This window comes from Pseudonocardia sp. Ae505_Ps2 (assembly GCF_001932425.1).
Classification (GTDB): domain Bacteria; phylum Actinomycetota; class Actinomycetes; order Mycobacteriales; family Pseudonocardiaceae; genus Pseudonocardia.
Map to the genome: position 1 here is coordinate 3,587,088 of NZ_MCIP01000001.1, position 24,888 is coordinate 3,611,975.

General features: G+C 73.3%; 23 protein-coding genes and 1 pseudogene. 11 read left to right on the forward strand and 13 right to left on the reverse strand.

All coding sequences use genetic code 11. The annotated features are described in order from the left end of the window. Positions 1 to 978 (reverse strand): annotated as a pseudogene (locus tag Ae505Ps2_RS17220) (tyramine oxidase); the annotation flags it as partial. A 129-nt stretch (positions 979 to 1,107) separates the two neighbouring features. Between Ae505Ps2_RS17220 and Ae505Ps2_RS17225 the strand changes: the two are divergent. Further along, positions 1,108 to 1,932, forward strand: coding sequence for a transposase family protein (locus Ae505Ps2_RS17225; RefSeq protein ID WP_075553319.1), 825 nt, complete (start codon positions 1,108 to 1,110; stop codon positions 1,930 to 1,932). 1,077 nt (positions 1,933 to 3,009) lie between these two features. Here Ae505Ps2_RS17225 and Ae505Ps2_RS17235 read toward each other — a convergent pair. Both Ae505Ps2_RS17235 and Ae505Ps2_RS17240 read right to left on the reverse strand, forming a co-directional pair. Next, entirely contained in the window at positions 3,010 to 3,786 is a 777-nt protein-coding gene (locus tag Ae505Ps2_RS17235; protein ID WP_075334196.1) for an inositol monophosphatase family protein, read from the reverse strand. 234 nt (positions 3,787 to 4,020) lie between these two features. Beyond that, the gene (locus Ae505Ps2_RS17240) at positions 4,021 to 4,425 is read right to left on the reverse strand and encodes a VOC family protein (protein ID WP_075311429.1); all 405 of its coding nucleotides are present in this window, start codon (positions 4,423 to 4,425) and stop codon (positions 4,021 to 4,023) included. Positions 4,426 to 4,625: 200 nt separating this feature from the next. On the opposite strand from Ae505Ps2_RS17240, the gene Ae505Ps2_RS17245 reads away from it, so the two are divergent. Beyond that, positions 4,626 to 5,186 carry a DUF1707 domain-containing protein gene (locus Ae505Ps2_RS17245; protein ID WP_075313062.1) on the forward strand — a complete coding sequence of 187 codons (561 nt, stop codon included), beginning with the start codon at positions 4,626 to 4,628 and terminating at the stop codon, positions 5,184 to 5,186. Between the two features lie 153 nt (positions 5,187 to 5,339). Here the strand turns inward: Ae505Ps2_RS17245 and Ae505Ps2_RS17250 are convergent, their stop codons facing one another. Continuing rightward, complete coding sequence (locus Ae505Ps2_RS17250; protein WP_020622093.1) at positions 5,340 to 5,765, reverse strand: PPOX class F420-dependent oxidoreductase; 426 nt, start codon at positions 5,763 to 5,765, stop codon at positions 5,340 to 5,342. Between the two features lie 34 nt (positions 5,766 to 5,799). After that, positions 5,800 to 6,402, reverse strand: a complete 603-nt coding sequence (locus tag Ae505Ps2_RS17255; protein ID WP_075311431.1) for a TetR/AcrR family transcriptional regulator — start codon at positions 6,400 to 6,402, stop codon at positions 5,800 to 5,802. 20 nt (positions 6,403 to 6,422) lie between these two features. Between Ae505Ps2_RS17255 and Ae505Ps2_RS17260 the strand changes: the two genes are divergently transcribed. Further along, positions 6,423 to 7,685, forward strand: coding sequence for a cytochrome P450 (locus Ae505Ps2_RS17260; protein ID WP_337819496.1), 1,263 nt, complete (start codon positions 6,423 to 6,425; stop codon positions 7,683 to 7,685). Positions 7,686 to 7,699: 14 nt separating this feature from the next. On the opposite strand, the gene Ae505Ps2_RS17265 is transcribed toward Ae505Ps2_RS17260, so the two are convergent. Beyond that, positions 7,700 to 8,542: a helix-turn-helix transcriptional regulator gene (locus Ae505Ps2_RS17265; RefSeq protein WP_075311435.1), complete on the reverse strand. Its 843-nt coding sequence runs from the start codon at positions 8,540 to 8,542 to the stop codon at positions 7,700 to 7,702. A gap of 102 nt (positions 8,543 to 8,644) precedes the next feature. Here Ae505Ps2_RS17265 and Ae505Ps2_RS17270 point away from each other — a divergent pair, with 102 nt between their 5' ends. From Ae505Ps2_RS17270 to Ae505Ps2_RS17285, 4 genes are all read left to right on the forward strand, one after another. Next, positions 8,645 to 9,403 (forward strand): SDR family NAD(P)-dependent oxidoreductase, encoded by a 759-nt coding sequence (locus Ae505Ps2_RS17270; protein WP_075311437.1) that lies wholly within the window; start codon positions 8,645 to 8,647, stop codon positions 9,401 to 9,403. A gap of 102 nt (positions 9,404 to 9,505) precedes the next feature. Beyond that, positions 9,506 to 10,762 (forward strand): alpha-hydroxy-acid oxidizing protein, encoded by a 1,257-nt coding sequence (locus tag Ae505Ps2_RS17275; protein WP_075553771.1) that lies wholly within the window; start codon positions 9,506 to 9,508, stop codon positions 10,760 to 10,762. A 61-nt stretch (positions 10,763 to 10,823) separates the two neighbouring features. Beyond that, positions 10,824 to 11,231 (forward strand): hypothetical protein, encoded by a 408-nt coding sequence (locus Ae505Ps2_RS17280; RefSeq protein ID WP_075553772.1) that lies wholly within the window; start codon positions 10,824 to 10,826, stop codon positions 11,229 to 11,231. Positions 11,232 to 11,375: 144 nt separating this feature from the next. Beyond that, positions 11,376 to 11,579, forward strand: coding sequence for a cold-shock protein (locus Ae505Ps2_RS17285; RefSeq protein WP_020624259.1), 204 nt, complete (start codon positions 11,376 to 11,378; stop codon positions 11,577 to 11,579). A 67-nt stretch (positions 11,580 to 11,646) separates the two neighbouring features. Here the strand turns inward: Ae505Ps2_RS17285 and Ae505Ps2_RS17290 are convergent, their stop codons facing one another. The 3 genes from Ae505Ps2_RS17290 to Ae505Ps2_RS32065 form a co-directional block, all read right to left on the reverse strand. After that, positions 11,647 to 12,294, reverse strand: coding sequence for a TetR/AcrR family transcriptional regulator (locus Ae505Ps2_RS17290; RefSeq protein ID WP_020624258.1), 648 nt, complete (start codon positions 12,292 to 12,294; stop codon positions 11,647 to 11,649). Between the two features lie 160 nt (positions 12,295 to 12,454). Further along, a complete protein-coding gene (locus tag Ae505Ps2_RS17295; RefSeq protein WP_075553773.1) occupies positions 12,455 to 14,071 on the reverse strand; it encodes an alpha/beta hydrolase in 1,617 nt (538 codons plus the stop codon). Next, positions 14,068 to 14,379 (reverse strand): hypothetical protein, encoded by a 312-nt coding sequence (locus Ae505Ps2_RS32065; protein ID WP_075311445.1) that lies wholly within the window; start codon positions 14,377 to 14,379, stop codon positions 14,068 to 14,070. Before Ae505Ps2_RS32065 ends, Ae505Ps2_RS17295 begins: the two co-directional genes overlap by 4 nt. Before the next feature lie 250 nt (positions 14,380 to 14,629). Between Ae505Ps2_RS32065 and Ae505Ps2_RS17305 the strand changes: the two genes are divergently transcribed. After that, positions 14,630 to 15,094, forward strand: a complete 465-nt coding sequence (locus tag Ae505Ps2_RS17305) for an SRPBCC family protein (RefSeq protein WP_075333164.1) — start codon at positions 14,630 to 14,632, stop codon at positions 15,092 to 15,094. Between the two features lie 9 nt (positions 15,095 to 15,103). Here the strand turns inward: Ae505Ps2_RS17305 and Ae505Ps2_RS17310 are convergent, their stop codons facing one another. Continuing rightward, a complete protein-coding gene (locus tag Ae505Ps2_RS17310) occupies positions 15,104 to 15,865 on the reverse strand; it encodes an IclR family transcriptional regulator (RefSeq protein WP_020625994.1) in 762 nt (253 codons plus the stop codon). A 126-nt stretch (positions 15,866 to 15,991) separates the two neighbouring features. Here Ae505Ps2_RS17310 and Ae505Ps2_RS17315 point away from each other — a divergent pair, with 126 nt between their 5' ends. From Ae505Ps2_RS17315 to Ae505Ps2_RS17325, 3 genes are read left to right on the forward strand one after another with little or no spacing between them, the layout of a single operon-like run. After that, positions 15,992 to 17,461, forward strand: coding sequence for an aldehyde dehydrogenase family protein (locus Ae505Ps2_RS17315; protein WP_075553774.1), 1,470 nt, complete (start codon positions 15,992 to 15,994; stop codon positions 17,459 to 17,461). Positions 17,462 to 17,503: 42 nt separating this feature from the next. Next, complete coding sequence (locus Ae505Ps2_RS17320) at positions 17,504 to 19,060, forward strand: amino acid permease (protein ID WP_020625992.1); 1,557 nt, start codon at positions 17,504 to 17,506, stop codon at positions 19,058 to 19,060. Next, on the forward strand, positions 19,057 to 20,613 hold the full coding sequence (locus Ae505Ps2_RS17325) for a GMC oxidoreductase (protein WP_075311451.1): 1,557 nt from the start codon (positions 19,057 to 19,059) through the stop codon (positions 20,611 to 20,613). Before Ae505Ps2_RS17320 ends, Ae505Ps2_RS17325 begins: the two co-directional genes overlap by 4 nt. 9 nt (positions 20,614 to 20,622) lie before the next feature. Here Ae505Ps2_RS17325 and Ae505Ps2_RS17330 read toward each other — a convergent pair whose 3' ends face one another. From Ae505Ps2_RS17330 to Ae505Ps2_RS17340, 3 genes are all read right to left on the reverse strand, one after another. Beyond that, on the reverse strand, positions 20,623 to 23,061 hold the full coding sequence (locus Ae505Ps2_RS17330; protein WP_075553775.1) for a glycoside hydrolase family 3 C-terminal domain-containing protein: 2,439 nt from the start codon (positions 23,059 to 23,061) through the stop codon (positions 20,623 to 20,625). Between the two features lie 29 nt (positions 23,062 to 23,090). Further along, positions 23,091 to 23,873 (reverse strand): helical backbone metal receptor, encoded by a 783-nt coding sequence (locus Ae505Ps2_RS17335; RefSeq protein WP_075311455.1) that lies wholly within the window; start codon positions 23,871 to 23,873, stop codon positions 23,091 to 23,093. Between the two features lie 90 nt (positions 23,874 to 23,963). After that, positions 23,964 to 24,863 carry a LysR substrate-binding domain-containing protein gene (locus Ae505Ps2_RS17340; RefSeq protein ID WP_020624740.1) on the reverse strand — a complete coding sequence of 300 codons (900 nt, stop codon included), beginning with the start codon at positions 24,861 to 24,863 and terminating at the stop codon, positions 23,964 to 23,966. Positions 24,864 to 24,888: the final 25 nt, after the last annotated feature.

The following is a 24,888-nucleotide window of genomic DNA, read 5'->3' on the forward strand; positions in this document are numbered from 1 at the left end:
CGGCGCCGGCGGGACGTCGAGGGTGGGGTTGCGGTCGAAGAACCCGGCCGGCTTGAGCACGAAGCCGGTGTGGTCGACCGGCATGACCGGCCAGTCCTCCGGGCGCGGGAAGTGGGTCAGCCCGAAGGTGTGCCACAGCACGACGTCCTGGCCGTCGAGGTCGCGGTCCGCTGCCACCCAGGACGGCAGCCCGTCCCCACCCGGGTTCTGGTTGACGAAGTCACCGGCCGGGTAGCGCTGCGCCGGGTGGTAGCGGGTCACCCACAGCGCCTTCGAGGCGAACGTCGCCCGCGCGTGGATCGACGACGCCGGGTCCGCCAGCAGCGTGGGCTGCCCGTGCGGGTGCAGGACGTAGCCGACCGGGCGTCCCAGCGTGTTGGTCTTCTCGGTGTTGACGACGTGCCAGACCCGCCCCGACCCCGGGTCGGCGTCCCGCTGGGCGTGGGACTCGCGGGTCAGCCGGGTCGCCGACCGGGCGAACGCGTTGCCGTGGGGGTTGCCCTCGCCCATCGGCACACGGACCGCCTCGACCTCCTCGACGGCGTTCGCCGTGCCGTCGACGGTCATGTCCAGCCGCGCCGAGAACAGGTGCTGGTGGAACGGCGCACCCAGGCCCGGGGCGACCTCGGTGGCGTACTCGCCCGGCGTGCCCGAGGTGAACACGATGCCGGTCGCCTTGCACTCCAGCTCGATGGTGCCGTCGAGGTAGAGGTACCAGTAGAAGCCGTAGTCGTAGTTGCCGATCGGGGTGAAGAAGGAGATCACCAGGCGGCGCTGGCGGCGCACCTCGCGGGCGCCGGTGAAGATGTCGGTGTGCTTCCAGAGGACGCCGTGGTCCTCCTCGTGCAGGCAGATGGCGTTGGTGATCGTGCGCGGGTTGCCGAGGTCGTCGGCGACCACCGCGTCGAGGTAGTGGATGTCGCCGAGGCAGTCGCAGCCCAGCTGCAGGGAGTCGGCGTAGCGGGCGAACATGTACTGAGGTGTTCTCAGTAGCGGGGTGGCAGGTCGTGGCGACACGCCGAGGGTGGTGAGATGAGCGGGAACGGGGCAGGACCCCGGTAGATCGGTTCGGTCCAGCACAGATCGACACCGTCACCGAGGTCCTGCATGTCTGATCCTGTCACCTACACCGCTGTCCTCCCGATCGGGGAGCGCACCGTGGCCTATCTGGCGCGGCTCCTGGTCCTTCAACGCCGTCGACGTGGCACCCGGCGGCGGGCGTTGACCCCGTTCGCCCAGGCAGTGCTGGTGATCCGCTGGTTCTGTGATGCTACCCGGGTCCGATGTTCGGCCGGTGACAACGCGATCAGCACTGCAACGGCCTACCGTTACCTGCACGAAGGCATCGACGTCCTCGCCGCGGCCGCACCCGGCCTGCACGGAGCCCTGCTCGCCGCCCGCACAGCCGGGCACACCCACGTGAATCTCGACGGCACCCTGATCGCCACCGACCGGTGCCGCGCGCTCGGCCTCACCCCCGGGGTCGACCTGTGGTGGTCGGGCAAGCACCGCCGCCACGGCGGGAACATCCAGGTCCTCACCGCACCTGATGGATGGCCGCTATGGACCAGCGACGTGCGGCCGGGCCGCGAGCACGACACCCGCTGCGCCCGTACCCACCCCGGGCTGCTCGAGGGCCTGGCCGCGTTCACCGACGACACCCACGCCGCGCTGGGCGACCTCGGCTACGAAGGCGAAGCCGACCGGCTCACCGTGCCCATCAAACTCGCCCCCGGCCGCGGGCAGACGGTCAACCAGCGCACCGTCAACACCCTGCACTCAGCCCTTCGTGCTCTGGCCGAACGCGGAAACGCCCTGCTCAAGACCACCTTCGCCGCGTTGCGGCGAGTCACGCTATGTCCCTGGCGCACCGGCGCGATCACCGCAGCTGCGCTCGTACTACTCCACACCGAGTACGACCGCACGACATGATCAACCCGCTACTGAGAACACCTCAGTAACTCGATCCGGGCGGTGACTCACGCTCCCCTGGGAAGCCCTCACCGATGGGCTCCGGGGGCGACGTCCTTCTGAGACCTCCAGGACGTCCGTCGCTCCGGTCGCGGCCATCTTGCGACCGAAGGAGAAGTCCTGCGTCCTGAGTGTTGGACGGATCGCGCAGCCCGCCCATGCAGCGGAAGACGAGGCGAGATCCGGCGTGGTTCAGCCCGTCGATCTGTCGATTGTCGTGGATTGCTTGAGTCGCTTGGCATGATGGTGCTGTGTCAGGCAGCTCGGCGAGGCGGTGGAACCACAACATTCACTACCACCGGCTGGTCCTGGATGCGGTGCCACGTGGCGCCCAGACAGCTCTCGACGTCGGCACCGGCAACGGCCTCCTCGCAGCGGACCTGGTGCACAGGGTTCCCCAGGTCGTCGCGATCGACCTGGACCCGACAGTTCTCCGCTCGGCACGGAGCGAGGCCCCGATGGTCGAGTGGGTCCACGGCGACATTCTGAGCCACGTGTTCCCAGCCGACTCGTTCGATGTCGTGGCTTCGATGGCCACACTGCATCACCTGCCCGATCCAGTCCAAGCACTACGGCGATGCGCTGATCTCACGTCGCCGGGCGGTCGAGTCGTCGTGGTCGGGCTGGCGAGGACCTCCCGGCCGATCGAGGTCGTGCTCCACGGCATCGGAGCCGTGCAGCACGCCGTGCTGCGTCGCCGGTACGGCTTCTGGGAGCACACAGCCCCCGTGGTCTGGCCACCGCCGCACACCTACTCCGAGGTTCGTCGCGCAGCCCGATCCGCCCTTCCCGGATGTCGTTGGCGCCTGCTGCCCATGTGGCGCTACTGCATCACCTGGACCAAACCTCTCCCGGACACGCACCAGCCAGAGAGCAAAAGAGGAATCGTCCACGGGTGACGGCCGTGCAAGGAGCGTGCGGTATCGCTCGGCTTGCGACCGTCGCCAGCGGTCACCCACGACCATCCCGTCATGCGGGTCACCGCGCGTGCGCCTACGAGGCCGGTATCAGAACGGCCATGATGGCGCGGCTCCTGAATCAGGGACTCAGGTCGCTGATGCGCTGCAGCAACTCACTGTGCACGTCGTGGTCTGCTGCGATGACGAGTCCGTGTCCGGAGTCGACAGCGTCTCCTCTCAGGTCGGTGACGATGCATCCGGCTCCCGTGCAGAGAGCGATGCCGGCAGCGAAATGCACGCTTCCGCGAAGGTCGCCGTCGTTGACATATGCGGCTCTGTGCCCGGCAGCCACCCACGCCAAAGCCAAGGATGTGGCGCTGACTCTCGGGGTCATCCACTCTCGTAGCCCGCGGTCACCCAGGAGCGACGAAGTCACGACATCCCACGGCTCATCTGCATTCAGTTCGATGATTCGGTTCTGAGCGCTCGGACACAGGATCTGGTCGCCGGCCTCGCTCCGCGTCCCTGCGGTTACCCCGTCGGTCCAGTGGATGAGTTCGCGCCGCGGGTCGCCTACCGCCGACACAGTGGGGGTGCCGTCGATGCAGAGCGCGACGTTGAGGCCGTAGTCCCCGGCGCCGGAGGCGAAGTTGCGGGTGCCGCAGAGCGGGTCCACCAACCACATGCGCGAGCGTGCTCCACCGGACTCGCCGAGCTCCTCTCCGGTGAACGCATCACCTGGTCGACAGGCTCGAAGTATCGATCGAATCGCGCGTTCCGCATCGAGGTCCGCAGCGGTCGCGAAGTCGACCGCACTCTTCTGAATGCGTCGGAGCTGCCCACCCGGCGTCCTCCGGATCACGTCCATGCCAGCTCGTACGGCGTCGATAGCCAGCTCGACATCTGTTCCCTGCATCGACGTAACCCCCATTGCTCCGCCATGTCGTCGGCATGCGCCGGTCGGTGATGATCCCGAATCCTGCCCCGGCAGACGCGTCGGTCGAGCCCACCGACCGGACGTCGCTCCCTCCTCCTCGCACGGGGCCGATCCAGATGCCCACCCGTGCCCACGACGATCTGATCAGGCGTGCCCCGCCGGCCCGGCGGGCGAGCCCGTCGCCACCGCTGGTCCGGCGGATGACGCGCCAGGTCAGGCCGGGCTCACGGGCTCGATCAGGTCCCAGCGATTGCCGGCGATGTCGCGGAACACCACGAAGCGCCCGTAGGTCTCGGTGCGCGGATCAGTGAGGAACTCGACCCCGGCGTCACGCATGTGTGCGTATCGGCTCTCGAAGTCCTCGACCTGGAGGAAGAAGCCGACCCGGCCGGCATGCTGGTCGCCGATCGCGGAGACCTGGCGATCTCCGTCTGCCCGGGCGAGAAGGATCCCTGTCTCCGCGTCCGGCGGGCGGACGACGACCCACCGCTTGGGTCGACCGTCGTTGCTCTGAGCGGGGGAGTCCTCGACCAACTCGAATCCCAGCGCGTGGGTGAAGAAGTGGATCGCCTCGTCGTAGTCGTCCACGATGATCGTGGTGAGTTGAAGGAATACCATGCTCGCCAGGGTGGCAGTTGCACCTCCTGGTGCGCTCCGGCCGGGGAAGCGGCAGCCGACTCCCGATGCCGGAGCGGGAGGCAACGCCACGGCGGTGTCGGTGTCGATGTTGATGTCGAGACCGTCCTCGGGTGGTCCCTGAACCGTGCTCCGGGAAGACCCCGAGTCGTTCACCGACGACGGTGCCTATGGTCGAGTGCATGACCTCGTACGAGAGTTCCGACGCCGCCGTCCCAGCTCGGGACCTCCGCGTCTCGTACGCAGAGCGGGACCACGTGTCGGCCTTGCTCAACCGGCACCATCTCGAAGGTCGGCTCGACGGGGCAGAACTGGCCGACCGGCTGGCCGCTGTGTCCACTGCGGTCACCCGAGCGGACCTGAACAGCGTCGTCCTGGATCTCCCGGGGGCCCAGGACGCCGTGCCGACACGTGATCTGCTCGAACTGACGAATACCGCGGGCGACCTCCGGCGTGCCGGCGAATGGCTGGTCCCGCCGCGCGTGGTCGTGCGCTCCTGGTTCGGCAACGCTCACCTCGACATGCGTCGCGCGCGCTTCGTCACCGGTGACGTCGTCGTCGACGTGGACATCGTCATCGGGAACATCGACGTTCGGCTACCGCCGGGGGCGTCCGTGGACATCACGGGCGTGCGCGCGGCGGTCGGAACCGTCCGCGACAGGGTGGGCGAGTCGGCGTCGCGTGGTACTCCGCACGTCATCCTCGTCGGCGGTACCCAGGTGGGGAATGTGACCGCACGATGACGCCGCGCGCACCGGTCCTGGCCGGTCGGGGTCGGGTCTCCTGACCCCGCACCTGATCGGTGTGCCCATGTGGGGAGGCGGTGTACGGCACGGTCCCCGATCACACCGCCCGCGTCTCGCCGCAGTGGGATCGACACGATGCCGCAGCGGCCCTCACCCCACGTCGCGCGCCCGGATCCCCGCCTCGTGCGGATCCACCTGCTGCTCCTCGGGTGACAGCGCGAGGGTGAGGATCCGCGTCGGGTGGATCCGGATGATCGCGCTCGACCCCGTCGACTGCCCCGCGGAGTCCGCCGGCTCGGTCAGCGCCTCGCCCCGTCCCCGGATCTCGACGAACCGCACCCGCCACGGGGCGGTCGACAGAACGTCGTCGACGACGAAGGCGACCTGCCCGTTCGCGGCGACGTTGCGGAACTTGCGGCTGCGCTCCATCCCGTGGCCGCCGATGTCGATGGTGCCCAGCGTCGTGTTCACACCGAACCCCACCGGGCTGGCCTGCAGCGTCCCGTCCGGCCGGGCGGTGGCGAGCCGCCCGATCCACTGGCTGCGCAGGTAGGCGATCTCCTCGTCGGTGAACATGACGGCGACGCTAGGACCTGAATGGTGCTTCAGGTCAAGACGTGGCTCGCGCGACCGCGGCCCGCGCGTCGGCCTCCGGCATCCCGAGGGTCAGCAGGTGCCCGAGGGCGACGTCGGTCTCGTCGCCGTCCCACCGCCCCTCCTGTGCGGCGCGCATGTAGGCCAGGGAGCCGGCTTGCAGTACCTCGGCCAGCACCGGGGCCGCGGCGTGCCGGGAGAACACACCGGATCGCTGCCCGTTCTCCAGCAGCCGGACCATGATCGTGTGGAACGGGCCCATCGCGGCGCGGACCTCGTCGTCGGCGGTCCGGCGGGCCAGCGCGATGACCGGGCCGTAGCGCCGCGACGTGCTCCAGGTACGCAGGAGGGTGGCCGCGAGCTCGACGGCCGGGTCGGCCGCGTCGGGGTCGACCTCGCCGACCTTCTCGACGAAGTCCGCCGACGCCGCCCGGACGAGTGCGACCACGAGGTCGTGACGGCTGGTGAAGTGGCCGTAGAGGGTGCGCCGCACGACCCCGGCGCGGGCCGCGACCTCGTCGAGCGAGGCGTCCGGGTTCTCGCGCAGCACGGCCTGCGCGGCGTCCAGGATGGACCGCCGGTTCCGCTCGCGGGCCGACGGCCGCTCCGTCCGTTTCATCACGCGTGCATTTTTGCACGATGAGTGCAATCCTGGCGAGTGTCGAGGACACCCAGTGCGAGGAGCGGACGATGACGATCGACCACGACACCCGGCCGGTACGGCTGGACCAGGACTTCTTCGACGATCCCGACGAGCTCTACCGCCGGTTGCGCGACGAGAGCCCGGTCGTCCGCGCGACCGGGCCGAACGGGCTGACCTTCTGGATGATCACCCGCTACGCCGACGCCCGTGCCGCGCTCAACGACCCGCGGCTGCAGAAGGACTCCCGCCGGCTGCCGGAGGTGCTGCAGCGCCAGGGCGCGACCTCGATCCGCCAGTTCGCCGACTCCCTCGTCGCGCACATGCTCAACGCCGACCCGCCGGACCACACCCGGCTGCGCAAGCTCGTCGGACGGGCGTTCACCGTCCGGGCGATCGCCCGGCTGCGGCCGCGGATCGAGCAGATCGCCACCGAGCTCGCCGACGCCGCGGAGCAGGCGGGCCCCGAGCTCGACCTGCTGGACCACTTCGCCTTCCCACTGCCCATGACCGTCATCTCGGAGATCCTCGGTGTCCCGGGGGACCGCCGCGACGACTTCCGGCACTGGTCGAACCTACTGCTCTCCAGCGGGCCCGACGAGGAGCGTGGCGCGGCCGCCGCGTCGATGGCGCAGTTCCTGTCCGCGCTCGTCGCCGAGAAGTCCGCCCACCCCGGCGACGACATGCTGTCCGAGATCGTCCGCGCCTCGGAGGACGGCGACTCGCTCAGCCCCACCGAGGTCACCGCGATGGCGTTCCTGCTGCTGGTCGCCGGGCACGAGACCACGGTCAACCTCATCGGCAACGGCGTGCTGGCACTGCTGCGCGACCCCGACCAGCACGTCCGGCTGCGTGCCGACCCCGACCGGGTGCCGCAGGCGGTCGAGGAGTTCCTCCGGTACGACGGCCCGGTCAACCTCGCCACGATCCGCTTCACCGACGAGCCCGTCGAGTACTCCGGGGTGAGGATCCCGGCCGGCGAGGTCGTGCTCGTCTCGCTGATCGGGGCCAACCGCGACCCCGAGCGCTACCCGGACCCGCAGCGGTTCGATCCCGACCGCGACACCTCCGGGCACCTCGCGTTCGGCTACGGCATCCACCACTGCCTCGGCGCACCGCTGGCCCGCCTGGAGGCCGACGTCGCGTTCCGGACGCTGCTCGCGCGGTTCCCGGACATGACGCTCGCCGGCGCCCCCGGGCAGCACCGGCAGAGCACGCTGATCCACTCGCTCACGGCGCTCCCGGTGCGCCTGCACCCGTGACCGGCGCCGGGTGATCAGCCCGCGCTGAACTGCTCGCTGCCGATCACCCGGAGCAGCTCCAGGCGCCGTTCGGTCTCGCTGCGCGGCGCCGCGGTGAGTACCAGCAGCGCCTGGGACCGGTCCTCGGTGAACAGCGCCTGGCAGTCCACCTCCAGCTCGCCGAGCTCCGGGTGCAGCAGCGTCTTGTGGTCGGCGAACCGGCGTCCGACCTCGTGCAGCTCCCACAGGGCGGCGAACTCGGGGCTGCGCTCCGACAGCACCCCCACCAGCTCGCCGGCCCGCGACCGGGGCCCGAGCATCGCCAGTGCCGCCCGCAGCGTCGCGACCTGCGCGCGGCTCTGGCGGGGGCGGTCGTCGGGCGGGTACATGCGCCGGGCGTCCGGGTCGGTGAACCAGCGGAAGACCTCGCTGCGGGCGAGCCCGGCGTGGTGGGTGTGGTCGCCGAACAGCGCCCGGGCCATCTCGTTCTGCACGAGCGTCTCGCCGAGCACGGTCAGGATCAGTGCCGGGCTGTCGTGCAGCCGGTCCAGCACCCGCAGCAGCGCGGGGGCCACGTGCTCGGACACCGGGCCCGACGCCGGCGCGTTCCGGCCCGCGCACCGGAACAGGTAGTCGCGTTCCTCGGTGCCCAGCCGCAGCGCCCGGGCCAGCGACGCCAGCATCTGGTCGCTGGGCTGCGGCCCACGCTGCTGCTCCAGCCGCGTGTAGTAGTCGGTCGACATGACCGCGAGCGTGGCGACCTCCTCACGGCGCAGCCCCGCCGTGCGCCGGCGGGCACCGTCGGGGAGCCCGACGTCACCGGGACGGAGGCGGGCACGGTGCCGGCGCAGGAAGTCGGCCAGGGCTGCACGGTCCACGTCACCGAGTATCCGCGGGCACCCGCCGGGCAACCAGGGACCGGTGATCCCCCGATGACCGGTCTCTGCCGCCCCCGTCCGCCGCGCGGCGACGGTGGGGACATGCAGATCACCGGACGCACCGTCTTCATCCCCGGCTCGACGAGCGGCATCGGACTCGCACTGGCCCTGGCGCTGCACGGGCGCGGCAACACCGTGGTCCTCGGCGGCCGGCGCCGCGACCTGCTCGACGAGCTCGTCGCCGCCCACCCCGGCCTCGACGCCGTCGAGATCGACACCGCCGACCCGGCGAGCATCACGAAGGCCGTCGCCGAGGTCCTCGACCGGCACCCCGACCTCGACGTGCTCGTCGCGATGGCCGGGATCATGCGGGTCGAGGACTGGCACACCCCCGAGGGGTTCCTGGCCTCGGCCGAGCAGGTCGTCACCACCAACCTGCTCGGCCCGATCCGGCTGATCGGCGCGCTCGTGGAGCACCTGCGGGGACGGCCGGTCGCATCGGTGGTCACCGTGTCGTCGGGGCTGGCGTTCGTGCCGCTCGCCGCGACGCCCAGCTACAACGCCACCAAGGCCGCGGTGCACATGCTCACCGAGTCGCTGCGCCTGCAGCTCGCCGACACGACCGTCGAGCTCCTCGAGATCGTGCCGCCCTCGGTGGCGACCGAACTGCTGCCCGGCCAGCAGGACAGCCCGATCGCGATGCCGCTCGACGACTTCGTCGCCGAGGTCCTCACGCTGCTCGAGGCCCCGACCCCGGGCGGGGAGGTCCTCGTCGAGCGGGTGCTGCCGTTGCGTCGTGCCGAGGCCCGCGGCGAGTACGCCGACGTCGTCGCCCGGCTGAACGCGGCCGACCCGCACTGACCGTCGCACCGCACCCGCCCCCGGACGCGGCCCGGTCCGGCGTCCGTCCGGGCGGTCGGCGCGGCCCGTAGGCTCACCCGCGCGACGACGGGGGAGGGCGCCATGACGGCACCGGGCCGGGCTCGGCAGGACCGCATCTACCGCGACGGCGTCTCAGGCGCCCGGCCCCGGGTCCCGACCGGCCCCGACGAGCTGGAGCGCCGCGCGCGGCGGGCCATGAGCCGGCGCGCCGACGCCTACGTCACCGGCGGCGCGGGCGCCGAGACCACGATGCGCGCGAACCGGGCGGCGTTCGCCCGTCGGGAGATCGTGCCGCGGGTGCTGCGCGACGTCGGCGAGCGCGACCTGACCGTCGAGCTGTTCGGCCGCACGCTGCACGCGCCGCTGCTGCTCGCCCCGATCGGGGCACTGGACCTGGTCCGGCGCGGCGCCGACCTCGCCGTCGCCCGCGGAGCCGCGGCCGCCGGGATCCCGATGGTGATCTCCAACCAGGCCGGGGCGCCGATGGAGGAGATCGCCGCGGTCGGCGGCCCCACCTGGTTCCAGCTGTACTGGTCCACCTCCGACGAGCTCGTCGACAGCTTCCTGCGCCGCGCCGAGTCCGCCGGCTGCGACGCCGTCGTCGTCACCCTCGACACCACGATGCTGGGCTGGCGCCCCCGTGACCTCGACCTGGGGCACCTGCCCTTCGCCCGGGGCATCGGGATCGCCCAGTACACCTCCGACCCGGTGTTCCGCCGCCTGGTGGAGGAGACCCTCGCCGCGCCGTCGGCCGGGGCGCCGCCGAAGGTCACCCCGCAGGCCGTGCGGACCCTGCTCGAGATCACCCGCAACGCCCCCGGACGGTTCCGGGACAACCTGCGCTCGCCCGTCCCGCGGGCGGCCGTGGAGACCTTCCTGCGGGTCTACTCGCGACCGCGGCTGTCCTGGGAGGACCTGGCGACCCTGCGCTCGCGGACCCGGCTACCGATCCTGCTCAAGGGGGTCCTGCACCCCGACGACGCCCGCCGCGCCGCCGACGCCAGTGTGGACGGGGTCGTCGTGTCCAACCACGGCGGCCGCCAGATCGACCACGCGGTCGCCTCGCTGGACGCGCTGCCCGGTGTCGTCGACGCGGTCGGCGATGCGCTGCCGGTGCTGCTCGACTCCGGGGTGCGGACCGGGGCCGACGTCGCGACCGCGGTCCGGCTCGGCGCCCGCGCCGTGCTGCTGGGGCGCCCGTTCGTGCACGGGCTCGCACTGGACGGCGCCCGCGGCGTCGCGCAGGTGCTGCAGAACGTCGTCGCCGAGCTCGACCTGGTCTGCGGGCTGGCGGGGGCCACCACCCCGGCCGGGATCGAGCTGCGCGGGCGTCCCTGACGGGTCACCCGGCGGTGCGGTCCGGCGCGCCCGGCCGCCCGCGCCGTGGCACGGTCGGACCATGACGCGTACGACGGCGACCCGTACCCGGCAGGACCTCGCCCGCCTCGCGCTCGGCGCGATGCTGGTGTTCGCCGGGACCTCGCACCTCACCTTCGCCCGCCGCGAGTTCCGTGCCCAGGTCCCGCCGTGGGTCCCGATGGACACCGACGACGTCGTGCTGCTCTCCGGGGCCGCCGAGATCGCGCTCGGCGCCGCGCTGGCCGGCCTCCCGAAGGAGCGTCGCCGGGTCGGCGGCCTGGCCGCGGCGTTCTTCACCGCCATCTTCCCGGGCAACCTCTCCCAGTACCGCAACCGCGTCGACGGGTTCGGCCTCGACACCGCCGCCAAGCGGGCCGCGCGGCTGGCCGGGCAGCCGCTGCTGGTGGCCTGGGCGCTCTACGCGGGCGGGCTGATCCCGCGCCGGTAGCCGGTGCCGGCCCGGAGAACCGGGCGAACGGGACGTCCGACACGACGCGCCGGTACCCGATAGCACGTCGCCTGTAGCACAGCGGGGTCCGGTACGGCTAATGTCCACCCCGTAGGAACCGGCAAGACGCGAGGAGACATCCGGATGCCACAGGGAACCGTCAAGTGGTTCAACGCGGAGAAGGGGTACGGGTTCATCACGCCGGACGGAGGCGGGCAGGACCTGTTCGTCCACTTCAGCGCGATCCAGTCCTCCGGATACCGCAGCCTCGACGAGGGGCAGACCGTGACCTTCGAGGTCACCCAGGGTCAGAAGGGTCCGCAGGCGGACCAGGTCGTTCCCACCTGACCGCCTGATCCGACGCCGACGCCCGGGGTGCTCACGCGAAGCACCCCGGGCGTCGTCGTGTCGGGGGTCAGGACGCCAGGCGGGTCTCCAGCCCGGCGATGACGAGCTCGACGCGGCTCAGGGTCCAGCTGCGCGGCGGGTCGTCGATCCGGTCCCGGAAGACCGAGCGGACCTGGGCGTCGAACGGCTCGGCCGACTCCAGCACCTGGTCGCGACGGCGCGCGTCCCCGATGCCGAGGGGATTGGCCGCCAGCCACGGCTGCATGCCCATCTGGAAGGCGGTCGAGGCGCCCAGCACCGCGTCCTCCGCGGTGAAGCCCGACTCCAGCAGCCGGTCGGTCAGCCGCCGGAACGCCGACAGCAACGCCTCGGGGGACTCCGGCAGCCGCACCATCGCGGGCGCGAGGCCCGGGTGCTCGGCCATCACGTCGAACGTCGCCGCCGCGAACGCCAGCATCTGCTCCTGCCAACGGCCCTCGTCGGTCGCGGGGAACACGCCGTCGGTCACCACGTCGTCCACCAGCGCGGCGACGAGCGCCTCCAGGCTGGGGAAGTGGCGGTAGAACGTGGAGTACTTCACCCCGACCCGCGCGGTCACCGCGCCGACCGTCAGGTCGGAGAAGCCGAGCTCGCGCGCAGCGGCCAGCAGTGTCGCGCGGTCGGTCAGTGGCGGGCGGCCGGTGCGCCGTGCCGGTCTGCTCTCGGTCTCGGTCACGCCCGAATGCTACTGCCCGTGGCCGCGTCCGGGACAGGCTAGTCGCGGTCGGTCTGACGACTACGTGTGACCTGCCCCATCACTGGTTCATTGAGCGGCTGGTCGTTCGGCCGGCCGGACGTGCGGTCGTCTCGCAACGCAGGTCGAAGGTGACGGAGCGTCACAAAGGAACAGGCGCTCCGGCGACGATCCGGCCGAGCGTGCGCAGGCTCGGCGAGCCGGGATCCCAGTAGCCGCCGTGCGCGGCGGCGAACGCGGACTCGTCGTTCGGGGTCGCCGGGTCGTCGGTGCTCGGGAGCGCCGAACCGGGGGCCGAGTCGAACACCCGGGCACCGAACCCCGGTGCCGCCGGGTTCGGGCCGTGCAGGAGCCCGGTGGGGGCGAACCCGCGCGAGGTCGCGAAGCCCTCGACCCCGGGCACCCGGTCGATCGGGTCGTGCCGCGCGGTCGTCGCCCAGACGTGCCCAGGTGCGGTGCGGAGCTCGGAGGCGTGTCCCGCGCCGGTCCCCGGGCTGCCGACGAACACCACGTCGTCGGCGGCCAGGCCGCCGCCCCGGGCGGCGTTCCCGACCACCGTCGAGCCGTAGGAGTGCCCGACGACGGTCAGGTGCACCGGGCCCGCGTGCCCGGCCCGCAGACCGTCCTGGAAGGAGCGCAGGTCTCCCGCGGCGGCGCGGGCGGCCCCCGGGTCCGCCGCCGCGACCAGGTCGGGTGGCGCGTCGTAGCCGGTCCACAGCACCGCGGCGACGGTGGCGTCCGGCGCGGCCGCCCGTGCGGCGGCACGTGTCGCCTCGACCCGGGCCAGGTCGCCGGGCACCCCGTCCCAGCCCGCGGTCGTCCCCGGGACGTGGGTGAGCACGTGCGCGGCGTGTTCCGGGTCGCCGCCGGCGAGCACGAGCCGCCCGCCGGTGCTCCCGCGCTCCAGTCGGAGCAGGTACGCGTCACCGGCGTCCAGGCGTCGGCGGGTCGCCTCCAGACCGGCCGACGCGCGCCGGGCGCGGTCCGCGCCCGCGGTGTCCCCGGCCCGGTCGAGCAGCGCCGCCCGGGACAGGAGCCGGGACAGCTCGGCGTCGAGCAGGACCCGGTTCGCCCGGTCCCGGTCGGCGACCGGTACGCCGTCCAGCCCGCCGACGAGGTCGGGCCGGGTGTGCAGCAGCTGTTCCCGTCGCACTTCGGGCAGCCCCATCCACCAGGACCGCACGGCGCCGGCGCCCGCACCGGGGGGTGGCGCCGCGGCCGGCGCGACCGGGCGGGGGGCCGCCGCGGGGGCCGGGCGGAGCGCATCGAGCGCGGCGGCCGTGGCGTGGTCGGACCGGGTCGCGGCACCGACGGCGTCGGCCACCGCGGTGGACAGGCGGGCCAGGTCCGCCCCGAAGCGCGCGACCATCGCGGGCAGCTGCCACACCCCCAGCCAGTGCGCGCCGACGCCGGCGGACAGCGTGCCGCGTTCGAGGTCGACGACGAACTGCGGGTGCACCGCCAGCGCGGCGAGCACGAGCCGGCGCTGGGCGTCGAGGACCTCGCCGGCGTGGGTGCCCAGCACCTGCGCGGCCCGGGTCGCAGTGCCCGCGTCGTCCCGCAGCCGGCGGACCTGCTCGGCGCGGTCGCGCGCGGCCGCGTCGGCGTCGGCCCCCGTCCACGACCGCGGTGCGGAGCGTTCCAGCTCGGCCGCGCGCTCGGACAGGGCCCGGGACAACCCGTCCCAGGTACCGGCACGACGCAGCCACGCACCGGGGTCGGCCGTCACGAGATCGCGCAGGGCGGGCCCGGTGCTCACGAGGCGCGCCCGGCGAACGCCGCCGCGGCGTCGTCGTCGGCGGCGCGCCAGGACGTGGCGGCCGCGCGCAGGGCCGACGCCGTCGACGCGGTGTGCTCCGCGTGCTCCCGGGTGGCCCGCGCCATCGCGTCCTCCCAGGCCGTGGCCGCCGTCCCGGCTGCGAAACCCGGCACCGGCGCGGCGGGGCCCACGAGCGCCGTGTCGTCGGCGAGATCGTCGGCGATGTGGTCGAGCGCCGCGGCGGCGGCGTCGAGGCCGTCCGGGTCGGAACGTGCCACCCCGCCCGACGACGGGTGCGGGCCGGGCACGGGCCGCCCGCTCGTCCACCGGGTCCCCGGTCGGTCTCGGTCGTGCACCGCGGCACCTCCGTCGTCGGTGGCGGGCCCGCCCGGCCCGCCCGCGTCGGACAGGAGTGTGCGTGCCGCGCGGTCCCGGCACGGGCGTTCGGTGGAATCCGGTGTGGGTGCTCTCGATCATGACCGGTCGCCGTGAGACCATCTGCGCCGGTCGGAGCAGCGGGCCGGGGCCCGGTCGGCCCCGGCCGGGGAGAGGAGCGTCGTGGTCGGCGTCCAGCGGGTGATGACGGTGCGCACCCCTGCCGAGACGGTGCTCCGGTACCTGTCCGACCACGGGAACAGCGAGATCTGGGACCCGACCGTGCGTTCCAGCACCCGTTCCGACGGTGGCGGACCGATCGTGGTCGGCGCCGCCTGGCGCACGGTGGCGGTGTGGGGCGGGCGGGAGAGCGAGCTCGACCACACGTTGCAGGAGCTGACGGCGGGCCGGGTCGTGTTCGTCGCGGAGAACCCGGCGGTCAGCGCGACGGAGGAGATCGTCGTCGAGCCCGCCGAGGGTGGGGGCAGCGTCGTCAGCTTCCACGCCCGGGTGCGGCTCAAGGGGCTGCTGAAGCTGGCGGCGCCGTTCCTGCGGCGCGAGTTCGAGCGGCACGGTGACGAGCTGGAACGCATTCTGCCCCCGGTGCTGGAACGCCTGCAGGGGTCCGCGCCGGCCCCACCGCCGTAGGCCCGCGGCTCAGCGGTCGCGCCAGAAACCCATCCGACGGCTGATCTCCCGCCCCGCGGCGACGACCTCCGGGGTGATCCGCTCGATCCGCTCGGCCGGGAGCCGGTAGGCGGGCCCGGACACCGACAGGGCGGCCACCACCGCGCCGCCGTGGTCCAGCACCGGTGCCGCCACGGCGTTGAGCCCGGTCTCCAGCTCCTCCAGCGACCACGCGTACCCGTGTCGGCGGACCCGGCGCAGCTCCTCGACGAGCGTCTCGCGGCCCTCGTCCGGCACCGTGTCCGGCATCGTCGTCGGGTCGTCGAGCACGACCGAGGCGAGCAGCACCTTGCCGCTGGAGGTGTTGTGCATCGGGGTGATCCGGCCGAGCCAGTTGAACGTGGTGACCATCGACGGGCCCCGGGCCTGGTCGACGTTCACCGCCCACCCGCGGTCGGGGATGGCGATGTTGACGGTCTCGCCGAGTCGCTCCGCGAGCGTCTCGCAGACCGGGTGGCCCTGGGTGGTGACCTCCAGGCGCTCGGCGACGCGCCCGGCGAGCGGGATCAGCCCGAACCCGAGGCGGTACTTGCCGCGGTCGGCGATCTGCTCGACCAGCCCGCGCTCCTCCAGCGCGCCGAGCAGCCGGAAGGCGGTGGACTTGTGGACGTCGAGCGAGGCGGCGAGCTCGCTGACCCCCGCCTCGCTCCGGTCGGCCAGCAGGGTGAGCAGGGTGATGGCCCGGTCGACCGACTGCACCCCGGGCTCCCGTCCGCGCACCGTGTTGCCCATGGCGCAACCCTAACCCGGCATTCGGCACGTCGCCACGCGGGGCGACCGGAAAGCGTGACCATCTCCCGCGCGAGGACGACGGGCCCGGGTTTGCACACCGACCCGTTTCCGGTGAAAGCTCGCGCCGTGCCGAGCCTCTACATCGACGGAAGTTGGACCACCGGATCCGCCGGGACCGCCCCGGTGGTCAACCCCTACGACGCCTCGACGGTCACCGAGGTCGACCAGGCCGGGCCCGACGACGTCGACCGTGCGGTCGCCGCCGCCCGCCGGGCCTTCGACGACGGGCCGTGGCGGCGGACCACGACCGGCGAGCGCGGGGCGCTCCTCGGTCGGATCGCCGACCTGCTGGTCCGGGACCGGGAGAAGATCGCCCGGTTGGAGACCCTCGACACCGGCAAGACGATCGCCGAGGGCCGCCAGGACGTCGACGACGTCACCGCCGTCTTCCGCTACTACGCCGGGCTCGCCGACAAGGACGCCGGCCGGATCGTCGACACCGGCAACCCGGCCGTCGTGTCGCGGATCGTGCACGAGCCGGTCGGCGTGTGCGCGCTGATCACGCCGTGGAACTACCCGCTGCTGCAGCTGTCCTGGAAGGTCGCCCCGGCGATCGCGGCCGGCAACACGATGGTGATCAAGCCCAGCGAGGTCACCCCGCTCACCTCGATCGTGCTGGTCGAGCTGTGCGAGGAGGTCGGGATCCCGGCCGGGGTGGTCAACATCGTGCTCGGCGACGGCCCCTCGGTGGGCGCCCCGCTCACCGAGCACGCCGACGTCGACATGGTCAGCTTCACCGGCGGGCTGTCCACCGGCCAGAAGATCATCCGGGCGTCGGCCGAGACCGTGAAGCGCACCGCCGTCGAGCTGGGCGGGAAGAACCCGAACATCGTGTTCGCCGACACCGACTTCGAGCTCGCCGTCGACTACGTGATGCTCGCGGTGTTCCTGCACTCCGGACAGGTCTGCTCCGCGGGCGCCCGGCTGATCATCGAGGACTCGATCGCCGACGCCGTCGTCGACGAGGTGGTGCGCCGCGCGCAGCTGATCCGGCTCGGCAACGGCCTCACCGACGGTGTCGAGGTCGGGCCGCTGGTCTCCGCCGCGCACCTGGCCAAGATCGAGGACTTCGTCGCCGCGGCACGCGCCGAGGGTGCCACCATCCGGTGCGGCGGTGCCCGTCCGGACGACCCGGAACTGGCGAAGGGCTACTTCTACCTGCCGACCGTCATCACCGACCTGGCGCCGGGATCGCGGCTGATCCGCGAGGAGACGTTCGGCCCGCTGCTGACCGTGGAGCGGTTCAGCACCGAGGAGGAGGCCGTCCGGCTCGGCAACGACACCGAGTACGGCCTGGCCGGCGCGGTGTTCACCGCCGACATGGGCCGGGCCCACCGGGTGGAGTCCGCCCTGCGCCACGGGACCGTCTGGATCAACGACTTCCACCCGTACTTCCCGGGCGCGGAGTGGGGCGGCATGGGCCGCTCGGGCAACGGCCGCGAGCTGGGGCCGACCGGGCTGGCCGAGTACCAGGAGATCAAGCACGTCTGGACCAACACGGCTCCGCAGCCCCAGGGATGGTTCTCGGGCCGCTGATACCGCCATGATGGCGCGACGAAACGGCCCAGGAGGTCCAGGATGACCGTTCCCGAACCCGCCCGGCGGGATCCCGCACCGGACGCGGACGGCGACGGGGGAGGGCTCGCCGAGTTCGGCTACAGCCAGACCCTCGACCGCAGCATCGGCAAGTTCGCCAGCTTCGCGGCCGGGATCAGCTACATCTCGATCCTGACCGGCACGTTCCAGCTGTTCTACTTCGGCTTCGGCACCGGTGGTGCGGCCTACTGGTGGTCCTGGCCGATGGTGTTCGCCGGCCAGTTCATGGTGGCGCTGTCGTTCGCCGAGCTGGCCGGGCGCTACCCGGTCGCCGGGTCGGTCTACAACTGGTCCAAGCAGCTGGCCGGGCCGACCGTGTCCTGGCTCGCCGGCTGGATGATGTTCACCGCCTCGGTGGTGTCCCTGGCGGCGGTCGCGCTGGCCGCGCAGCTCACGTTCCCGCAGATCTGGTCGGGCTTCCAGCTCGTCGGCGACGCCTCCGACGCGGGCGACGCCGCCGTCAACGGCGTGCTGCTCGGCGCGATCCTGATCGTGCTCACCACGGTGATCAACGCCGTCGGGGTGAAGCTGATGGCGCGGATCAACTCCACCGGGGTGTTCATCGAGCTGATCGCCGCCGTCGTCATCGTCGTGGCGCTGCTGCTGAGCATCCGCAACCCCGTCTCGGTGCTGTTCGAGACCCCGGCCCCGGCCGCGGGCGGCGGCGGGTACTTCGGCACGTTCCTCGTCGCGGCGCTCGCCTCGGCCTACGTCATGTACGGCTTCGACACCGCCAGCTCGCTCGGTGAGGAGACGGTCGACCCGCGGCGCACCGCCCCGGCGGCGATCCTGCGCGCGGTGATCGCCTCGTTCGTGCTCGGCGGGCTGATCCTGCTCGGCATCATCCTGGCCGCACCCGACCTGGCCGACCCGCGCCTGGGCACCAAGGACGGCGGCGGGCAGCTCGTGCTGCTGGAGGTCGCCGGCGGCACGATCGGCCGGATCTTCCTGATCACCATCAGCATCGCGGTGATCGTCTGCCTGCTCGCGGTGCACACCGCGGCGATCCGGCTGATGTTCGCGATGGCCCGGGACAACGCGCTGCCCGCGGGGTCGGTGCTGGCCCGGATCGACCCGAAGCACAAGACGCCGGTGGTGCCGGCGATCGTCGTCGGCGTGGTCGCGATCCTCATCCTGGTCGCGAACGTCGGCGTGCCCGAGGTCTTCACCGCGGTCACCAGTGTGGCGATCATCATGATCTACATCGCGTACCTGCTGGTCACGGTGCCGATGCTGGTGCGGCGGCTGCGCGGGCGGTGGCCGGACGAGGGCCAGAAGGGGTACTTCTCCCTGGGGCGCCTCGGCCTGCCGGTCAACGTGCTGGCGGTGCTGTGGGGCGCGGCGATGGCGATCAACCTGGCGTGGCCCCGCGAGGAGGTCTACGGCACCGGGTGGCTGCGGTTCGTCGCGTTCCTGTTCATCGGCGTCGTCGCGCTCGCCGGGCTGGCCTGGTTCCGGCTGCGCGGCCGTCACGGGCTGGGCTGCCTGCCCGAGCACCGGGCGAAGGAGATCGAGCAGGGCATGGGGGAGACGGCATGACCGACCGGTTCGACTACGTCGTGGTGGGTGGCGGCTCGGCGGGCTGCGCGCTCGCCGCGCGGCTCTCCGAGGACCCCGCGGTGCGGGTGCTGCTGCTGGAGGCCGGACCGTCCGACGTCGGTGACCCGAACATCCTGCGGCTCACCGACTGGATGGCGCTGCTCGACTCCGGCTACGACTGGGACTACCCGGTCGAGCCGCAGGAGCGCGGCAACTCCCACATGCGCCACGCCCGCGCGAAGGTGCTCGGCGGCTGCGGCTCGCACAACTCCTGCATCGCCTTCTGGACCCCGCGGGAGGACCTCGACGAGTGGGCCGCGTCCGGCCTGACCGGCTGGTCCGCCGAGGAGTGCTGGCCGCTGATCCGGCGCCTGGAGACCAACGACGGCGACTGGGACGGCCACGGCCGCTCCGGCCCGGTCAACCTCATGCAGATCCCCGCGAAGGACCCCTGCGGCGACGCCGTGCTGGCCGCCGCAGCGCAGGTCGGCATGCCGACGGTGCGGTTCAACGAGGGCCACACCGTGACCGACGGCGCCGGGTACTTCCAGATCAACTCCTTCCCCGACGGCACCCGCGCCTCGGCGTCGGTGTCCTACCTGCACCCGATCCTGGACTCGCGTCCGAACCTGGAGGTGCGCACCGACTGCTGGGCGTCGCAGGTGCTGTTCGACGGCACCCGCGCCACCGGCGTGGAGTACCAGCGCGGCATCGGCCCCGGCCGCGAGACGGTGCACGCCGACCGCGAGGTGATCCTCTCCGCGGGGGCGATCGACACCCCGAAGCTGCTGATGCTCTCCGGCATCGGCCCGGGCGAGCACCTGCGCGAGTTCGGCATCGAGGTCCGCTCGGACCTGCCCGGCGTCGGGTCGAACCTCGACGACCACGTGGAGGGCCTGGTCTTCTGGGACGCCGCGAAGCCGATGGTCACCGAGTCCACCCAGTGGTGGGAGATCGGGCTGTTCCACCGCACCGACCCGGCCCTGGACCGGCCGGACCTGATGATGCACTACGGCTCGGTCCCGTTCGACATGAACACGCTGCGTTGGGGCTACCCGACCACCGACAACGGGTTCTGCCTCACCCCGAACGTCACCCGCGGCCGGTCCCGGGGCACCGTGCGGCTGCGGACCCGCGACTTCCGCGACCGGGCCCGGGTCGACCCGCGCTACTTCACCGACCCCGAGGGCCACGACATGCGGGTGATGACCGAGGGCATCCGGCTGGCCCGACGCATCGCCGAGCAGCCGCAGCTGAAGGAGTGGATCGCCGCCGAGCTGGCGCCGGGCCCGGACGCCGTCACCGACGACGAGCTCGCCGACTACATCAACAAGACCCACAACACGGTGTACCACCCGGCGTGCACCGCGCGGATGGGCGCCGACGGCGACCCGGACGCCGTCCTGGACCCGCAGCTGCGGGTCCGCGGGGTGCAGGGTCTGCGGGTCGCCGACGCGTCGGCGATGCCGTTCCTGCCGGTGGTCAACCCGAACATCACCACGATGATGATCGGCGAGAAGTGCTCGGACCTGCTCCGGGCGGCGCACGGCTGACCCGCCGGCTCAGCCCTCGCCGACGACCTCCACCGTCGCGTGCAGCGGGGTGTCGGCGACCGAGAACCCCAGGTGCAGCTCGTAGGTGCCCGGCTCGGTCGCCCACACCCCGCCCGCGCGGTGGCGGAACGCGCGCCGCGACACCGTCACGGTGGCCGTCGTCGTGCCGGGGGCGGCGTCGACGACGGCCCAGCCGGCCAGCCAGCGGGCGGGGCGTTCGACGTCGGAGCCGGTCCGGGACAGGTAGGCCTGCACGACCTGGCGGCCCGCCCGGTCGCCGGTGTTGGTCAGGGTGACCGTCACCGCGACGCCGTCGGCCGACCAGGGCCCGGCGACGGCGTCGTCGAGGGTCCAGGTGGTGTAGCCCAGTCCGTGCCCGAACGGGTACGCCGGCGTCTCGCCGTGGCGCAGCCAGTTGCGGTGCCCGAGGTGGACGCCCTCGTCGTAGCGCAGGACGCCGTCGGTCGGGCGCCCGGACAGCACCGAGCGCTCCTCGCCGGTGGCGGGCCACGTGGTCGGCAGCCGCCCGCCCGGCTCGGCGTGCCCGAGCAGCACGTCGGCGACGGCGTCGCCGAACCGCTCGCCGCCGAACCAGCCGAGCAGCACCGCGGCCACCTCGTCGCGCCAGGGCAGCAGCACCGGTGCCCCGGAGTTGACCACCACCACGGTGCGCGGGTTGGCCGCGGCGACCGCCCGGACCAGGTCGTCCTGGTGGCCGGGCAGCGCGAGCGAGGTGCGGTCGAAGCCCTCGCTCTCGATCCGGTCGTTCGTCCCGACGACCACGACCGCGACGTCGCAGTCCGCCGCCAGCGAGGCCGCTGCCGCCACCTCGGCCCGAGGGTCGGCGACGACGGTCTCGGTCCCGACGGTCAGCGCGAACAGCGCCATCCCGGCCTCACCGCCGGAGGGGCGGAACCGGAACACCAGGTCGACGGGCGCGTCGGTGGTGATCTCCGCGGTCGCCGACGGCGCCTCGAAGATCGCCGCGCCCGGCCCCTCGTCGCCGGTCAGGACGGCCTCGGTGTCGAGCACGGTCGCTCCGTCGGCGCTCACCGTCACGTGCCCGACGGCGGCGGCCCCGATCCGGTGCGCTCCGGGCTCGGGTGACCACCGCGTCGACACCTCGACGGTCTCGGCGCCGCCGGGGATCTCTCCGCCCATCCAGATCAGCGAGGCCCCGAGCCGGTGCTCGCTGCGCAGCGCGGTGCCGTCCGCGGCGCGGAACACCGCGCGCAGGCCGGGCTCCCCGGTCACCGGGTCGGTGACCGTCTCCGGGTCGAACGGCTGCACCCCCTCGGCGACCTGCGCGCCCAGCCGGTACCGCACGCGGTCCCCGCCGAGTGCCGTGCGCAGCCCGTCGAGCGGCGCGACGACCGCGGCGGGCCGGACCGTGGCGCTCCCGCCGCCCTGGGTGCGGGCCAGCGCGGCGTTGTGCCCGAGGACCGCGACCGTCCCGAGCGCCGAGGCGTCCCACGGCAGCTCGCCGGTGTTGCGGACCAGGACACTGCCCGCGGCGGCGAGCTCGCGGGCCACGGTGGCGCCGTCCCCGGGGGCCGGGGCGGGGGGCGGGGTCGGTCCCCCGTCGAGCGCACCGACCCGGGCGGCCAGGCGCAACAGCCGGCGCAGCTTGCCGTCCACGACGGACTCGTCGACCTCGCCGCCGCGCACCGCCGCCACCAGCCGCTCGCCCCAGGTGCTCACCGGGCCGGGCATCACCAGGTGCTGCTCGGCGCGCGCCGACGCGACGGTGGTGCGCACCGCGCCCCAGTCCGACATCACGAGCCCGTCGAAGCCCCACTCGCCGGTGAGCGGCTCGGTGAGCAGCGGGTTCTCGCTCATCGTCGCCCCGTTGACCGCGTTGTAGGCCGACATGACCGCCCAGGCCCCGCCCCGGGTGACGGCCGGTTCGAACGCGGCCAGGTACAGCTCGTGCAGCGCCCGCTCGCCGACGACGTTGTCCACGGTGAAGCGCTCGGACTCGGCATCGTTGGCGACGTAGTGCTTCGGCGTCGCGGCGACCCCGTGCGCCTGCAGCCCCTCCACGTACGCGGCGGCGAGCTCGCCGGTCAGCAGCGGGTCCTCCGACAGCGCCTCGAAGTGGCGGCCACCGAACGGGGTGCGGTGCAGGTTGATCGTCGGCCCGAGGACGACGTCGGCGTGCTGCCGGCGGGCCTCGGCGCCCAGGGTCGAGCCGTAGCGGCGGGCGAGCTCCGGGTCCCAGGTCGCCCCCAGCGCCGTCGACGACGGCAGCGACAGCGACGGGGACCGCTCGTCGAAACTCTCCCCACGCACGCCCGACGGACCGTCGGACAGCACCATCCGGCGCAGCCCGATCGCGGGCTCGGCCGGGGTGGACCAGAAGTCGGCCCCGGTCAGCAGCCGGCCCTTCGCGTCCAGGTCGAGTCGCGCGATGAGCGTGGTCAGCAGATCCTCGTCGACGGTCGCCATGGGATCGACCGTACCGACGCCGGGCCGGGTCAGCGGGCCGGTCGGCCTGCGCCCGCCAGCGCGCCGGGCAGCTCCCGTGCCGCCTCCAGCAGACTCGGGCCGTACCAGGTCAGCAGCCGCCCGCTGACCAGCACCGACGGCGCGTCGAACGCCTCGGGGCCGTCCTCGGCGGTGAACAGGTACGGCTCGTCGGGCAGCACGACGAGATCGTGCTCGGGCAGGTCGGCGGGGTCGAAGCGCGGATAGCGCTCCGGGGAGTCGGCCAGGACGTTGTCGACGCCGAGCCGGTCCAGCACGGCACCGGTGAAGGTGTCCGAGCCGACCGCCATCCATGGCCTGCGCCAGATCGGGACCACGGCCCGGCGACGGTCGCGGGCGGGCTCGACCGCCGCCCACAGCGCACGGGCCTCGCGCAGCCAGCCCGGCTCGTCCAGCCCGCACGCGGCCAGCATCCGCCCCAGCGAGTCGAGCCCGCCGTCGACGTCGCGGATGTCGGTCACGTACACCGGGAGACCCGCGGCGCGCAGCGCGTCCAGGTCGGGGAGCCGGTTCTCCTCCTGGTTGGCGACGACGAGGTCCGGCGCCAGCGCGACGATCCGCTCGACGTCGGGGTTCTTCGTCCCGCGGACCCGTTCCGCACGGAGGTCGGCGGGGTGGGTGCACCAGTCCGTCGCGCCGACCACGATGCCGGGCGCGGTCGCCTCCAGCGCCTCGGTCAGCGACGGCACGATCGACACGACCCGCCGTACGGTGCCGGGGACACCGACCTCGCGGCCCTCGTCGTCGACCGGTGCCTCCACTCCCGCAGTCATGGTGCCGACCGTAACCCGACGGGCGCCGACCGGCCGGGGACGGCGGTCGGCCCGCGTCCCGGGCGTCCCGGTCGGGCCGGCGGCGCCGGCTCAGCCGGTCGGCACCAGCCAGCGCGGCCCGTGCCGGACGACGAAGGCCCGCAGGTCCCGCACCGGTGCGGTCGGCCGCGGGTCGGCCGCGTGCACCATCCCCAGCGTCCGGACCGTGTGCGGGCTGCGCACCGGCACCTGCACCACGCCCGGCACGTCCGGTCCGGCCGGGAGCAGCGCGACGCCCAACCCGGCCCCGACCAGGCCGCGTAGTGTCGCCGTCTCCCCGCCCTCGAACGCCCGCCGCGGGCGGAACCCGGCCTGCGCGCACCACGACTCCACCACGCCCTGGAGCCCGTAGCCGCGGGCGAACAGCAGGAACGGGTCGTCGGCGACCTCGGTGAGATCCGCGGAGTCCGCGCCCGCCAGCCGATGCCCGGACGGCACCGCCAGCAGCAGCTCCTCCTCGGCCAGCGGGGTCGCGACGAGCCCCGGCTCGTCGGGCATCGGGGAGGTCAGCGCCAGGTCGACCCGGCCGTCGCGGACCCGTTCCAGCAGCGCGGCGTGCGGCACCTGCACCAGCTCGATCCGCACCCGCGGGTGGTGCTCCCGGAACTCCCGCAGGATGCCCGGCACCGCGGTGGTGCCCATCGTCCCGAGGAAGCCGAGTGCGACCCGGCCGGTCACCGGGTCGGCGTCGCCCGCGACCTCGGCCACGCCCGCGGCGAGCTCGGCCAGCGCGGCCTCGGCCCGCGGCAGCAGGGTGCGCCCGGCCACGGTCAGGGCCAGCCCGCGCCCGGCCCGCCGGAACAGCGCGACGCCCAGCTCGTCCTCCAGCCGGGCGATCGCCCGGGACAGCGTGGGCTGCGGGACCCCGATCCGCTCCGCGGCGCGGGTGAGGTGACCGTCGCGCGCGACCGCGACGAACCGGTGCAGCGCCGGCGCCAACGACTCATGCATGGGTGAATGATAGGGCGTCGATGCA